The organism is Rudaea sp. 3F27F6 (genome assembly GCF_005503555.1).
GTDB lineage: Bacteria > Pseudomonadota > Gammaproteobacteria > Xanthomonadales > Rhodanobacteraceae > Rudaea.
The window spans coordinates 57,649-71,705 of the sequence record NZ_SCNG01000005.1 but is presented as its reverse complement, the minus strand read 5'-3'; the positions used below and the strand labels follow the sequence as shown (position 1 = coordinate 71,705).

The following is a 14,057-nucleotide window of genomic DNA, read 5'->3' as shown; positions in this document are numbered from 1 at the left end:
TCAAATGGAACCGTTGCAAACAGGCAGCCGCGGCTGCGCACGCGCCGGCAACGGTCCGCTGCGCTAAAACTTCATATGCACGCCGATCTGCGCGATGCGCCCTTCCTGCCAGTAGGCATGCTGATACTTCTGGCCGCCGATCTGCACATAGTCCTGATAGTCCGGCTTGTTGAGCACGTTCATGACCGAGAAGTTGACCTCGCACCACTCGTTGACTCTGTAGCCGCCCGACAAATCGAGCTGGCCGTAGCCTTTGGTGTATACGGGCGCAACACCCCAGTAGTCGAGCGGACCGCTCGGGCTGCCCGGCCCCATCTGGTAAGCGCCCGGATAACCGCCCTTGTAGTTGTAGGCAAGGCGCACGTTGAAACTCTCTTTTTCGTAGTAGACACTGACGTTGTACGAATTCTTCGAGATGCCCAAGGTCGGCGTGGTCACGCCGGTCGCCTTGTTCGTCACATCGCCGGCGTCGACGTAGGTGTAGTTGGCGACGACGCCGAATCCATCCCACGGCGCCGGCAAGAACGTGAACGGCTGTTGGTAAGACAGCTCCACGCCCTTGATCTTCAAGCCGCCGCCGTTGGCGATCGTCGACACCAGGAACGGAATGTCGCGCGTCGTGCCGTCGACCAGATGGATCGGATAGGTCTTGTGCTCCTGCGCGGAGAACTCCCAGTTCGACACATCCTTGTAGAAGAAGGTGGCCGACGCCATGCCTTCCTTGCTGAAGTACCACTCGATCGAGGCATCGAAGGAATTCGCCAGGTACGGCTCGAGGTGCGGATTGCCCGAACTCGTGTCCGCGAGCGGATAGCCGCCGCCGGTCGGCGTCTGCAAAATTTCGAGATACTGGCTCTGGCTCAGATTGTTCAAGTTCGGCCGGGTCATTTCCTTCGCCGCGGCCAGGCGCAGCAGCCAGTCGTCGTTGATTGAATACTTGAAGGTGAAGGACGGCAGCCACTGCCCCTTGCTCGAACTCGTCTCGGACAACACCGAAGCCTTCATCGTCGGATTGGCCTGGGAGGCGAATTGGTCCGCATTCGGATCGTAGACGATTTTGTCCATCACCACCGAATAGGTGCGCACGCTCGTATCCGTACTCTCGTGGCGGATGCCGAGCGTCGCCGACCAGCGGTCGTCCGCATCGCCGAAGTTCAGGCGCAGATACTCGGCGAGAACCCGCTCGTTGACGTTCGCGCTGGGCGAGTACTGCAGGAACCCGGGAATCGCCGCGACCAGTTGCGCGATCGAATAGCGGCTGAAGAAGCCGTACGGATCGGCGTAAAGAAAATTCTTCGGGAATCTCGAACCGCCGGAATAGCTGTCGAGATAGTTGCCGCCGGTCGGCGCCAGGCGCATGTACGGCGCTGCACTGATGCAATTGCCGCCGACCACGGGGCAGGTCACCACCGGCTGTCCGGCGAGTTGCGCGAGGACCGGGATGTTGTTCGTATAGACGCTGTAGCCGTTCTGCCCGAAATAGTTCGACGACTGATTGGCGCCGAACTGCACCGACTTGAGCCAGCCCAGGTCACTCTGGAACGTGACGTTGATGTGGCCCGAGTGCTGTTCGTTCTTGTTGCGCGTCAGGCTGCCGCGGATGCCGTTGATGTAGTAGTTGTTCGGATCGAGCAGGTTGAAATTCGGATTGCTGAATCCCCACGACGGCAGGCCGCCCATGTCGGTACGCATGTCGTACCACGTGTCCTGGTACGTGTAGGCGAGCAACTGATTGGCGTTGTTCTTTTCCGAAGCCTCACCTTTGGAAGCTCCGGCCTCGATCGTCCATTTTTCGTTCGGCGTCCAGGTGCCGCCCGCGCCGAGCGATTGCAGCAACACCAGATCGCGCCCGGTGAAAGCCGAGGCGAAAATCTGGTTGTTCGCGACGTTCATCGCGATGATGTCGTTGTTGGGGTCGGTCACCGTGTTGGAGAAAGCCCCGGCCGCATTCGTATTGCGAATCTCGACCGCCGCAGGCGTGATGTTGTTGCGCTGCCAGGAGTACAGATAATCGCCGTGGAATTCGAACGACTCGTTCGGATGCCATTGCACCATGCCGGTCAGACTCTTGCGTTCGCGCGTGCCGAATTCTTCGCGATCGTCGGTGTAATGCCAGAGCCGGTACGTGTCGGTGTAGACGCCGTTGTGGTTCGCATCGAAACCGTTCGGGTAGAGCGGGCTCACGCCCGGCCCGACTTCCTGGCGCGGCTCGAAGTACCACGACGAACTCCAGTCCTTGGCGATCGCGCGCTTGCTGTACTGTCCGCCGAAGGCGATGCCGAGCGTGTTGTCGAGAAACTTGTCGCCGAAGAACGCGGAAATCTCGGGATTGCCCTTCTTCGAATTGTAGTCGTAGATGCCGGTCACGTTGACCGAAACCAAGCGCTCCTTCAGGCTCAGCGGCTTGATCGGCTCGATGTTGACGGTGCCGGCGAGGCCGGTCAGCGGCATGTCGGCGGTCGGCGACTTGTAGATCGTCAGCGACTGGATGAAGTCGGTCGGCAGGATCGAATAGTCCACGCTGCGCGAGCCCTGCGGCGACGGCAATTCGCGGCCATTGTAGGTGTTCATCACCATGTCGGGCGGCAGGCCGCGCAGGTTGATCGTGCTGCCTTCGCCGTAGGAACGGTTGACCTGTACGCCGGTAATGCGCTGCAGCGCGTCGGCGATGTTGCGCACCGGGAATTTACCGACGTCTTCGGACGAGATCGAATCGCTGACCGTATCCGCCTCGCGCTTGAGCGACACCGATTCGGCCAGACTCGCGCGCACGCCGGTGACTTGAATCTCACTCATCTCCACCGGCTGCCCGGATGCCGATGTAGTATCTGAAGTTGACGCGCCGGCCTGCGATTTCGACGCGGGCTGCGCATTCGCGGAAGCGGAACTGGGTTGTTGCTGCTCGGCATCGGCAGGTGCCGACGCATGGGCGGTGGCGATCAGAGCGAAGCCGATGGCCGCCGACAGAAAAGATCGTTTCACGAACTCTACCCTCCCTCAAAGGCGTTCCCGTGGGACCGGGAACTTGGAATGTGAATATCTATTTTGTTGCGTATATAAAACTAAATTTCAATCAGAAAGAAAGCTGCGCCGCAACAACTTTCCTCCCCGCGCAGCCCGCACGCGGGACACACCATCGAAACGCCAGCACGCAAACCTCCCGCGCGTCAGCGCATCGCGATCAAACCCGGCTTCCTGCGGCAATTTCGTCTCGTAGCGGCCTTCCCGACACTACGGTTATCCCATCATCCAAACAGCGCAGCAGCGATCCCTGCCGAACGGCTTCCTGCGTCTTCGTAGACTACGCAGAATTTCTTGCGCGGCGTTCGCCGCACCGATTGCGTAAATCTGCCAAACAAATTCCGACGTCGATCACTCCGCCCAGATCGCGCCGTCCGGGAAGCGATGCTCGCGTATCGACTCCTCCTTCATTTGCGCGGAAAACCCCGGCACGGCCGGCGCAAGGTAACGGCCGTCGCGAATCCGCACCGGATCGACAAAGTGTTCGTGCAAGTGATCGACGAACTCGATCGCGCGGTCTTCCATCTTGCCCGTGATCGCGACGAAATCGGCCATCGCCAGATGCTGCACCAGTTCGCACAGGCCGACGCCGCCCGCGTGCGGAAACACGCGCACACCGAACTTCGCCGCGAGCAGCAGGATCGCCAAATTCTCGTTGACCCCGCCGACGCGCGCCGCATCGATCTGAATCAGATCCACCGCTTCAGCCTGCAGCAGTTGCTTGAACATCACGCGATTGTGCGTGTGCTCGCCGGTCGATACCGGCATCGGCGTCACGCCCTTGCGGATTGCGGCATGGCCGAGCACGTCGTCCGGACTCGTCGGTTCTTCGATCCAGGCGATGTCGAATTCGACCAGCCGGCGCAGCCAGTCGATCGCGGGGCCGACGTCCCAGCGCTGGTTCGCGTCGATCGCGATGGCGATGTCCTTGCCGACCGCCGCGCGCGCGAGACCGCAGCGACGCACATCGTCCTCGACGTTCGCGCCGACCTTGAGCTTGATCGTACGGAAGCCGTCGGCAACCGCCTCCTTGGCCAGACGCACGAGCTTCTCGTCGGCGTAGCCGAGCCAGCCCGGCGAGGTCGTGTAGGCCGGATAGCCCTTCTCGATCAGCTCGGCGATGCGTGCGGCCTTGCCGCTTTCGGCACGCTGCAAGATGCCGAGCGCCTCGGCGGGCGTCAGCGCATCGGTGAGATAGCGGAAGTCGATCTGTGCGACGAGCTGTTCCGGGCTCATCTCGGCGATGAAGCGCCACAACGGCTTGTGCGCGCGGCGCGCGGCCATGTCCCAGGCGGCATTGATGACGCCGCCGATCGCCATATGGATGACGCCCTTCTCCGGGCCAAGCCAGCGCAGTTGCGAATCCGCGGTGAGGCTACGCGCAAAGCCGCCGAGATCGTCGAGCACGTCGTCCACCGAGCGACCGACGACAAGATGCGAGAGCGCGGTGATTGCCGCGGTCTGCACGTCGTTGCCGCGCCCGATCGTAAAGACGAGGCCGTAGCCGGCGAGACCGTCCGCGCTGTCGGTACGCAACACGATGTACGCGGCCGAATAATCGGGATCCGGATTCATCGCGTCCGATCCGTCGAGCTGCCGCGAGGTCGGAAAACGCACGTCGAACGCCTCGATCGCGACGATGCTTGCCGCATGTTTCTTTTCCGCAGCGTTGCGCAGGGAAATATCCGTTTCTCGATTCATCGTTGCCATCCAATTACCTGTTGACGTTGCCTGCCCAAACCTTCGATTTCCAGTTCCATCACGTCCCCCGGTTTCAGATAGATCGGCGGCTTCTGGCCGAGACCGACGCCGGGCGGCGTGCCGGTCGAAATCACGTCGCCGGGCATCAGGGTCATGTAGCGGCTGACGTGGCTGACCAGATAGGCCACGTCGAACACCATCGTGCGCGTGCTGCCGTTCTGGTAGCGGTGGCCGTTCACTTCGAGCCACATGGCAAGGTTCTGCGGGTCCGCCACGTCGTCGCGCGTAACCAGATACGGACCGAGCGGGCCGAAGGTATCGCAGCTCTTGCCCTTCACCCACTGCCCGCAGTGTTCGAGCTGGAACTCGCGCTCGGAAATATCGTTGACGACGAGATAGCCGGCGACGTGATCGAGCGCCTGTTCGCGCGACACGTCGCGCGCGACATTGCCGATGACCACGCCGAGTTCGACCTCCCAGTCGGTCTTGACCGAGTCGCGCGGGATGACGACGTTGTCATTCGGCCCGACGATTGCCGTCGTGGCCTTCATAAAGAGAATCGGCAGATCCGGCACCTTCGCGTTGGTTTCCGCCGCATGGTCGGAATAATTGAGGCCGACGCAGATCATCTTGCCGACGCGCCCGACCGCGGCGCCGTAACGCGGGTTGCCGGCGATGCGCGGCAACGCGGCCGGATCGAGCGCGCGCAATGTCGCCAACCCCGCTGCCGTCAGCACGTCGCCCGCGATGTCGTCGACGACCTGCGACAAGTCGCGCGCGACACCGTCCGCATCGAGCATTCCCGGCTTCTCGCTGCCGGCTTCGCCATATCGAAACAATTTCATCGTGCGCTCCTCAGTTCGCCCAGCCGCCGTCGATGACGTGTGTGGTGCCGGTGGTGAACGAAGACTCGTCCGATGCCAGATAGACGACGAGTGCGGCGATCTCGTCCGCTTCGCCGAGGCGCCCCATCGGCTGACGATCGGTGAAACTCTTCCAGACGGCGGCTTCGTCGCCGCCCATCGCCTTCACGCGCTGGCCGAGCGAAGGCGTTTTCACCGTGCCCGGGCAGATCGCATTGCAGCGCACGCCGCGGGCGACGTAGTCCGCGGCGATCGCCTTGGACAAACCGATCACCGCCGCCTTGGTCGCGCCGTAGGCAAAACGGTTCGGCACGCCTTTGATGCTCGACGCGACCGAGGACATATTGATGATGCTGCCGCGGCCGCGTTCGAGCATGCCCGGCAGCACGGCTTTGCAGGTGTAGTACATCGCGTCGACATTGATCGTGAACGAACGCCGCCAAGCGGCCTCGTCGGCGTCGAGGATGCTGCCCGCATGCACATAGCCCGCGCAGTTGAACAGCATGTCGACGACCGGGTTCGCCGCGACGAGCGCGGCGATCTGCGCTGGGTCGGTGACGTCGAGCGTCGCCGTGCGGATCGACGCGTTCTCGCCGGCGAGCGCAGCGAGCGCCGCCGCGTCGACGTCGGTCGCCAGCACACTCGCGCCTTCGCGCGCGCAGGCCAGTGCGCTCGCGCGGCCGATGCCGGCGCCCGCGGCGGTGATCAGGCAGTGTTTTCCTTGCAATCTTCCACTCATAGCGTTCTCGTGAAATCGATTTCTGCGTGTTGCGGGGAATCCAATCGATAGACCGACACGGCCGTGCCGCCGAACACGGCCGCGTCCGCATTCGGCGCGCAGCGCGCGACCAGCGCCCGCGCCATGTCGAGCCAGGCAAAATAGTTCGAGGCGAGATTGACCACGGGCCAGTCGCTGCCCCAGATCACGCGTTCGGCGCCGAAGCAGGCAAAGATGTGATCGACGTACGGGGCGAGATCGTCGATCGTCGCGCCCGGCGCGGCCTCGGTCAGCAGGCCGGACAGCTTGCAGTAGGCCTCGGTCTCCTGCGCCAAGCGCTCCAGATGCAGTGCCCAGAGATCGAAGCCGGCATGCGCGATATCGGGCTTGCCGCCGTGGTCGATCACCGTGCGTAATTTGGGATGACGCTGCAGGCGCTTCTTCAGCGCATTGAAATGCCGCGGCCTGACCAGCGCATCGAACACCAGATCGTGCGCGATCACGGCATCGAACGCGGCATCGAGGTGCGGCTCCTGCACCCAGTCGGGATCGGCGATGTCCTGGATCATCGGGCGCAGGCCCTTGAGCTTGCCCGCGCCGGCATTCTTCAGCTGAGCGATGCGATCGGCGGCATCCGTCGCGGCGAATTCCGTCCAGCCGACCACGCCTTTGACGAAGGCATGTTTGTGCGCCAGCTCGAACAGGTAATGCGTTTCTTCCTCGGTCGCCGCCGCCTGCACGAGCAAGGTGCCGCGTACGTTCGTGTGCGCGAGCAGCGGCGCCAGGTCGGCCGCGGCGAAATCGCGATACAGAGCGCCCGCCGCGGGCGTCAACCAATCGTAGTCGCCGCGATCCACACGCCAGAAATGCTGGTGCGCGTCGATGATCATGAGGCAGGCAAAGCCGCGTCGGAAGGCAGCATACCCGCCGCCTGCAGGCGCCGCCACAGCGTCGCAGGAATCGCCGCATCGCGGCGCGCCGCGGCACTGAGCACTTCCGCGGACGAACGCATCCCGGCCACGACCGTGCCGACCGCCGGATGCGCGAGCGGAAACTGCAGCGCCGCGGCACCGACGTCGACACCTTCCGCGGCGCAGGCATCGTAAATGCTGCGTGCGCGCGCCAGTGTCGCCGCATCGACCGGAGCGTAGTCGTACGTCGCACCGGGAGCGCTCGCCGAGGCGAGCAGCCCGGAGTTGTACGGCCCGGCGACGAGAATTTTCACGTGACGCGCGAGCGCCAGCTGCATGAGTTCGCGCGAGCGGTCCTGTTCGAGCAGGGTGTAACGGCCGGCGAGCATGATGCAGTCGAGATCGAAATGCGGCAGCACGTCGAGGCAGACTTCCTGCTCGTTGACGCCGAGCCCGATCGCGCCGACCAGACCTTCCTCGCGCAATCGCGCCATCGCCGGCAACGCTTCGTCGAGCGCCTGGCGCAGGACCGCCTGGTGTTTCGCTCCGTGGGTCAGGCTGCCGATATCGTGCAGCAACAGGATATCGATGCGCTCCAGGCGCAGGCGCTTGAGACTCGCTTCGAACGAGCGGCGCACGCCGTCGGCGCTGTAGTCGAAAACCGCGCTGCTGCCGCTGACGGCGAATCCGTCGTTGATCTGCGCGCTGCGCGTGGCGTCTTTCTCGATGACGCGCCCGACCTTGGTCGAAACAGCGAACTTCTCGCGCGGCCATGCGGCAAACGCCTCGCCGAGCCGACGCTCGGAAAGACCGTGACCGTAATACGGCGCGGTATCGAAATAGCGGATGCCGTTTTCCCAGGCCGCCGCCAACGCCGCGTGCGCGTCCTCGTCACCGACCTGCGTGTACAGATTGCCGAGCGGCGCGGCGCCGAAGCCCAGCGTACTGAGTGATGCAAGCCTGGCGTTGGAGGCGGAGTGCATGAATGAAAACGCGGCCCAAAGACTCGATCAGGAAGAATTTCGAGTTCAAGATATCATATATGGACAAAAGTTGTATATGCGAAACAACAGAAAATAAAGCGAACTCCATCACACTGCAAGCAGGCTGTAGTGTGCGGCCGTTCCTCACACGCCTGCGAGAAAAGAAGAGTTCGCCATATCCCGCGCCCGAAGCGCGCGTGCAGTCAAGCCGCACGATGATTCGGCGACTCGCGAATTCCAGTTCCGGCAAGGCCGCGAGACGCGTATTCGAAGCACGGACTGCTTCGACAACGGCGGCATCCGCGCCTCTGCCATCGCCGTCGCGGAAGATGCGGGCGACGCATCGATTGCGGCGAGAGGCGTTACCGCCGTTGCGGCACCTCAGAAATAAGTGACATGGCGCGAAGCGCGCACGAGCATGACCTGCCATGTGGACAGATTGGTCGTGCGCGGATCGTCGGGCTGCATCAGATTGGACGGATCGACGTGCCACAAATTGCACGCGTGGCCGCTTTCGTGAGGCAGGATGGTCGACTTTCCGAGAGTCGCATTGTCGGGCAGCCTCGCATCCGGCGCCGCACCCGAGAAGTTCACCAGCACATAGTCGTCCAGCGGGCCGTTGGAACAGCCGTCGCTGGATCCGGAAAAACTCCGTACCGAAAACGCACAGACCGGCGCGCCGTAACCGATCAGGCGGCGCCAGTTGGTCCAGAAACCGGACAGGATCAGGATATTTTGAAAATCCGCGCCTTCGAAACCGAGATCCGACGCGGCGTTCGATCCACCGCAGCTGACGTCGAGGCGCTGCGGCACGCCAGTCTGCGACACCGTAACGACATAGTCGTCCGATGCCGATTGATCGTCCGACGCCGGCGTCCGATAGTTGAACAACTTGACCGGCAGCACGCGGACATTGGCCTCGTCGCGATAGACCTGGATCATGCGTGCGATCGATGCCATCAAGTCGGCCTCGGTGGCGACAGGCTTGCGTTGTTCGTCGAGTTGATTCAGCACGAGCAGCAGCAAGCGCTTCTCCGGCCGGATCCCGATCAGCCATCCGATTGCATCGACCACGCTGGCGATTCCGTAAACAATCGTCGTGACGATATTCCACACCCAACTGAGGAAGCGGCCGAGAATCGGAATCGCAAAAATGAATTGAACGATCAGTGCAATGGCGTTGAGTATCGGCGCGAGCAGGCTTTCGATCGTGACGATGACCGCATTGATGATCGCGGTGACCACGTCCCAGACCAGGCAGACGAACGTCGTGATGACGTTCCAGGCGACACAGACGACATTAGATATCCACGTCCACGCCACGCAGACGATGTTCGATATCCACGTCCACGCGCTGCAGAACCAGCCGGCGATGCAATTCCACGGGCTGTACCAATGGCATTCGTTGTAGTAACTCGACGAGCAATTGTTGTAGCCCTCGTCGGCGGTCTGACTGCATTGGCTGTAGCCGTGATCGGCCGTCTCGCTGCAGGTTTTGGATGTCTTGGTGTAACCGCTCACACAGCCCATGACGCTCTCCTTCGTAAATGGTCTCCGTCGATTCGATCGCCGATCGCGGACAGCACGATGCGCAGCTTTCTTCTTGCGTTCGCGATGCCAACCCATCGGCCGATGCCCGCGGCAACGAACACCGCGAGCAACTCGCCGGTCACGATGCCGACCGGCGACTCGCGCAAAACCGTCCAGCCGACAACGTCGAATACGACGACCGCGGCAACGCATGCCATAAGAACCGTCGCCGAAAGACGACAGCCGCATTCATTCAACAAGGCGTTGATTCGCGCTTGTTCGAGCGCGACAAGGTGCGGATCCGCGCCCGGTATCACCAGCGCGACTCTCGCTCCACGCGGCAGATTCGCCGCGGCTCGCGCGCTCGCGGCATCGAAGATCGGGTAAGGCGCGGCTGTCATGGGCGCCCCGCAGCGCCGTCGCGCTCGCCTCGATGCGTTCCGCACAGGCAGCGTCTGCCGAAACCGGCGATGGCAGTCGCGGCGATAGCCGTGGCGAAGTTTACGAAGGCCGACATGACGACTCTCTCGACGTTGCGGATGATTTCGTTCGTGCATCGGCACGACGAAGACGGCAATGCCGTCTGTCTTGAGCTACGTCATCACGTATCGTCTACTGACATGCGCTTCCGCCTAGGGGAAACGCATTCGGCAACATCGTGCAGGCAGGATTCCCAGCACGTCCGTGCCGGCGAGAGTGGTTGGCGGCGCGCCGCAAAAATCAATCTTTCGGTCGTGCAGCAAAGACCCGCTGCACCTGCGCTCTTCTACGCGCGGCTTATCGAGCTTCGATCTTGGGGTGGAATAGGCGGCGTGCGGGAACGCAAATGCCGATATGTTGAAAGGTCCGCTGCAGATGCTGCGCCACCCGGCGGAAGCAGCACCTCGACATTCCGTGCACGACCCTCGCGAACGGAATGCCGAGGTTCGGTTCGGCGAGTTAAATCGATGCGAGCGCGTCGCTGCTGATGGACTGCAGACTCAGGCCCTGAAGCTCGAACCAGGTGGATGCCCCCTGGCCTGCGGAATTTTCGTACAGCTCGGCACCGTCGGGCGCGAGCAGATCGACCAGACGGCCGCCGACCGGCGACTGCAAGATATTGAGATGATCGTTGGTCTGCTGGTCGAGCCCGGTGACGTCGAGCGCGCGATCGCCGCGCGTGATCACCAGTTGATCGGTGTAAGCCGTGCCGTTGTGGTCGGCACTTGCTTTCGGATACACCGTGATCTTGGTGCCGTCGTCGAGGTTGAGCGTCATCGGTCCCTTGAACGTGCCGATCTGCTGGCCGTTGACGTCGAAGTGCGGATCGCCCCAGATGCGCGTCGCCTGCCCCGTGGCCTTGTTGGTCAGCACAAACGACGAGTCGGACTTGTTCAGATCGAGCGTGTAGCGGCCGAGATCGATGTGCGCCTGATTGCCCGATTGATTCACCGTCCACTGCTTGCCCGTCGCACCCGAAGCGCGATCGAGGAAATCGACCATCGCATTCGCTTCGGCGCGGCTCACGTAACCGTCGGCCGCGGCGTGACCGGCCATCATCAGGAAGGTCGCGCGCTGGCCGCTCGAAAGCTGCGAGAGGTCGGTGCGCTGCAGCGCATTCTCGACTTGATCGATATGCGATTCGTTCTGGCCGCCGAACAGTTGATCGACAAAACCGCGAATGCCCTGGCGGTCGTCGCGGCAGGATTCGAGCAAGCCGGTCGCCGCGTCTTGGGTGATCGCACCGCCGATCACGTCCGCTGCGCGCTGCGCCATGCCGCCGAGCAGGCCACCGAACACCGTGGCCAGCGACGTGGCGGCGTTGAATGCGGGGCTGGAGAAATGATTGGAGCCGGCCGGGTTCGCAAATGCGGAAAGCAGGCCCGCGGTCGCGTAGCCCTCAACCATGCTGGCGAGGCCGTTGGCCGCAAACACGCCGGCGAACGTGGCGAGCACGGCTTTTTCACCGGACGCCAGTTGCGAGTGAGCGGCCGAGAACGATTCGGCGCGAACACCCGCGCCGCCCGAACCGAAATCCGTCTGCGCCAGAGCAGAATCGGCATGAGATTGAAGCGTGACATTTCCGAGCATCGATGACACGGTCGACATGACATTCTCCTTGGTTGGCAACGGCCCGATTCGCAGGCGTTTGCCGGATTCTGCGCATGTCGCAGGCGCCTGCCTATTGGGACGTTTCCTAGCTAGGAATGACCCCAGGTGGTCGAGTTCGAGCAGACTCGTTCGCCCGCAGATAGCGAACGGCGAATGCCACGCTCGCTCAACACTCTTGGTTGAATAGAAGAAGAGCACACTGTGCCGGACGAAGCCGAAGCAACGCCGCGAACCGATCGCAATTCTGGCGGTGCGCCGATTCCGGTCCGCGCGATGCGGCTACTTCGCCGACTGCGCGACGATCAGCACGGCAATGTCGGCGCCCGACGGCGCGACGTAGACCAGCGCGACGACTTTGCGGTCGCGCGTGAACAGCACTCGCGGATTGGTGTTGCTCGGACCGGCAAGACGCGAGTCCTCTTTCCAGCCGTTGCCGAGCTGCGCGCGATAGTGCGCGACGAGCGCGGAGAAATCGAGCGAGCGCGGGACTGTCCAGCGCTGCGTTTCGAGCGTGCCGTAGTCGCGGCGCAAGTCGCCGAGCAGTTCCGTTTCGGCGGCGTCGATCAGAGGATTGAAACTGCGCTCCTCGACATATCGCTGCGTGCCTGCGGGTGGCGCAAGCTCAGGCATGGCCGCAGCCGAACAGGCGACGATCCCGAACAGGATCGTCGCGAACAGCCAGCCTCTTCTCCACGCTGGGAATGCCAATTCGACCACGCCGCATGCCGTCGTCCGAACACCGCGACAGTTTAGCGGTTCTGCTCGACGACCGTGGAGCGCACGGCGAGGAAGGAGGCATCGGAGGCGAGTTCGGCGGTCTTGCCGTTGGCGTCGTGCGGCAGCGATATCTGGAACAGCGCGTCGGCGAGCGTCTTGTTCTTGCTCGTCACGTCGGCGACCACTTCGCGCACCGCTTCCTTGATGCCGCCGTTGACGACCTGCGCGCCGAGCTTGACCGGCGTCGGCACTTTCCAGCCGGTGCCGACGCTGACGGCCGTGTTGAGCACGTTGCCGAGAATATCGCCCTGCGTCTTCTCGTCGCTGCTGATGCTGTTGATCGCCGCCTGAATGCCGCCGGAGAAATAGCCCACTGTTTCCGCGTTGACGAAGGCCTTGCCACCATGACCGTCATCGACGGTCTGGTTGACGTAGTCGAACGGATTCTGGCTCAGATCGTTGCCCTGCTGCAGACGCGCGAGCATCGTGCCGACGGTTTGATTGCCCGCGCTCGGATTGGCCGACACGACTTCCTTGAGATAGCTCGTCAGCGCCTTGCCGCTGAGCTGATCGACCTTGAGCGCATGGGTCACGCCGGTCGTATCGCTGTTGAGAATCTGGGTGAGGCCGTCGGTCACGCGTTTCACGTCGTCCTTGGCGCCGACGTTCGGCGTGAGCAGCTGATCGCTGTCCTTGATGTCGCCGATCGCTTTCGCGCCGGACTCGAACACGCGTGCCTTGACCGCGGGATCGTTGCCGGTCCCCGCGGCGGAAAGAATCTGGTTGGTCAGGCGCGCGTCAGTCGTGTTGCTCGGGCCCGAAGCACCCGTATACGTCGTAGTGCGCTGGCCTTCGGCACCGCGCACGACTGCATTGAGCTGCTGCCCGTTCAATGCGCTGAATGCCTTGTCGACCGCCTGCGGGTTGCCCTTGAGGCTGCTCAGCACTTCGCCGATCGCGATGGCCTCGCGGTCGCCGCCGATCGACGTCTGCGAAAAGAATCCGTTCTGGAACTCGTTCGGCTGGTCGATCGTCTTGCCCGCGAGCTGCTTGACGTATTCGACCTTCGCATCGGCGGTGCCGTACTGCGCCACCGAACGGCCGAGATCGATCACGTCGTCGCGACTCCCGCCGAACGCCGCGGACACGCGCGCCAACTGATCGCCGTCGAGTTTCTGCGCAAAAGTGTTGAACAGATCCTTCTTCTCGCCCGCGGACAGACCCTGCGCGCCGAAAATGCCGCCGCTGTTGACGTCGTCGGCCCAGGCCTTCAAGTCGCCGTCGCTGAGTTTGCCGACGACTTTGTTCGCGTCGCTCGCCGGCAGACCCGCCAGCTCCTTGTCGGCGTCTTTGACGTGGCTGTTGTTGTCCGTGCCGAGGAATCCGGAATCGTGCACATCGTGCTGAATCTTGGCCGTGGCCTGATCCACCGTGTCGGTCATGGCGTTCTCCGAGAGATATCGATAACGACCCTAATGTACGTTTCGGTCGCGCACCGAAGTAACTAGGGCCGACCATAGGT

At 62.8% G+C, this 14,057-nt stretch carries 11 protein-coding genes; all 11 read right to left on the bottom strand.

All coding sequences use genetic code 11. The annotated features are described in order from the left end of the window. Positions 1-63: 63 nt before the first annotated feature. A complete protein-coding gene (locus FFS30_RS17985; protein ID WP_137914580.1) occupies positions 64-2,982 on the bottom strand; it encodes a TonB-dependent receptor in 2,919 nt (972 codons plus the stop codon). Between the two features lie 390 nt (positions 2,983-3,372). Beyond that, on the bottom strand, positions 3,373-4,722 hold the full coding sequence (locus tag FFS30_RS17980) for an L-fuconate dehydratase (RefSeq protein ID WP_137914579.1): 1,350 nt from the start codon (positions 4,720-4,722) through the stop codon (positions 3,373-3,375). After that, a complete protein-coding gene (locus FFS30_RS17975) occupies positions 4,719-5,567 on the bottom strand; it encodes a fumarylacetoacetate hydrolase family protein (protein WP_137914578.1) in 849 nt (282 codons plus the stop codon). Before FFS30_RS17975 ends, FFS30_RS17980 begins: the two co-directional genes overlap by 4 nt. Before the next feature lie 10 nt (positions 5,568-5,577). Then, positions 5,578-6,324 (bottom strand): SDR family oxidoreductase, encoded by a 747-nt coding sequence (locus tag FFS30_RS17970; protein WP_137914577.1) that lies wholly within the window; start codon positions 6,322-6,324, stop codon positions 5,578-5,580. Further along, on the bottom strand, positions 6,321-7,193 hold the full coding sequence (locus FFS30_RS17965) for an amidohydrolase family protein (RefSeq protein WP_137914576.1): 873 nt from the start codon (positions 7,191-7,193) through the stop codon (positions 6,321-6,323). The genes FFS30_RS17970 and FFS30_RS17965 overlap by 4 nt, the downstream gene beginning before the upstream one ends. After that, complete coding sequence (locus tag FFS30_RS17960) at positions 7,190-8,197, bottom strand: aldo/keto reductase (protein ID WP_137914575.1); 1,008 nt, start codon at positions 8,195-8,197, stop codon at positions 7,190-7,192. Before FFS30_RS17960 ends, FFS30_RS17965 begins: the two co-directional genes overlap by 4 nt. Positions 8,198-8,578: 381 nt before the next feature. Beyond that, complete coding sequence (locus FFS30_RS17955; RefSeq protein ID WP_137914574.1) at positions 8,579-9,727, bottom strand: hypothetical protein; 1,149 nt, start codon at positions 9,725-9,727, stop codon at positions 8,579-8,581. Continuing rightward, complete coding sequence (locus tag FFS30_RS17950) at positions 9,715-10,290, bottom strand: hypothetical protein (RefSeq protein WP_171014711.1); 576 nt, start codon at positions 10,288-10,290, stop codon at positions 9,715-9,717. The genes FFS30_RS17955 and FFS30_RS17950 overlap by 13 nt, the downstream gene beginning before the upstream one ends. A 376-nt stretch (positions 10,291-10,666) precedes the next feature. Next, the gene (locus FFS30_RS17945) at positions 10,667-11,815 is read right to left on the bottom strand and encodes a DUF1521 domain-containing protein (RefSeq protein WP_137914572.1); all 1,149 of its coding nucleotides are present in this window, start codon (positions 11,813-11,815) and stop codon (positions 10,667-10,669) included. A 282-nt stretch (positions 11,816-12,097) separates the two neighbouring features. Next, positions 12,098-12,535: a hypothetical protein gene (locus tag FFS30_RS17940; RefSeq protein WP_137914571.1), complete on the bottom strand. Its 438-nt coding sequence runs from the start codon at positions 12,533-12,535 to the stop codon at positions 12,098-12,100. A 32-nt stretch (positions 12,536-12,567) separates the two neighbouring features. Next, positions 12,568-13,977, bottom strand: coding sequence for a hypothetical protein (locus FFS30_RS17935; RefSeq protein WP_137914570.1), 1,410 nt, complete (start codon positions 13,975-13,977; stop codon positions 12,568-12,570). Positions 13,978-14,057 lie beyond the last annotated feature (80 nt).

Excerpts from the sequence above, each read along its gene's own strand:
- FFS30_RS17965 (WP_137914576.1), bottom strand. The coding sequence starts at position 7,193 with ATGATCATCGACGCGCACCAGCATTTCTGGCGTGTGGATCGCGGCGAC.
- FFS30_RS17945 (WP_137914572.1), bottom strand. The coding sequence starts at position 11,815 with ATGTCGACCGTGTCATCGATGCTCGGAAATGTCACGCTTCAATCTCAT.
- FFS30_RS17955 (WP_137914574.1), bottom strand. The coding sequence starts at position 9,727 with ATGGGCTGTGTGAGCGGTTACACCAAGACATCCAAAACCTGCAGCGAG.
- FFS30_RS17935 (WP_137914570.1), bottom strand. The coding sequence starts at position 13,977 with ATGACCGACACGGTGGATCAGGCCACGGCCAAGATTCAGCACGATGTG.
- FFS30_RS17975 (WP_137914578.1), bottom strand. The coding sequence starts at position 5,567 with ATGAAATTGTTTCGATATGGCGAAGCCGGCAGCGAGAAGCCGGGAATG.
- FFS30_RS17980 (WP_137914579.1), bottom strand. The coding sequence starts at position 4,722 with ATGAATCGAGAAACGGATATTTCCCTGCGCAACGCTGCGGAAAAGAAA.
- FFS30_RS17970 (WP_137914577.1), bottom strand. The coding sequence starts at position 6,324 with ATGAGTGGAAGATTGCAAGGAAAACACTGCCTGATCACCGCCGCGGGC.
- FFS30_RS17960 (WP_137914575.1), bottom strand. The coding sequence starts at position 8,197 with ATGCACTCCGCCTCCAACGCCAGGCTTGCATCACTCAGTACGCTGGGC.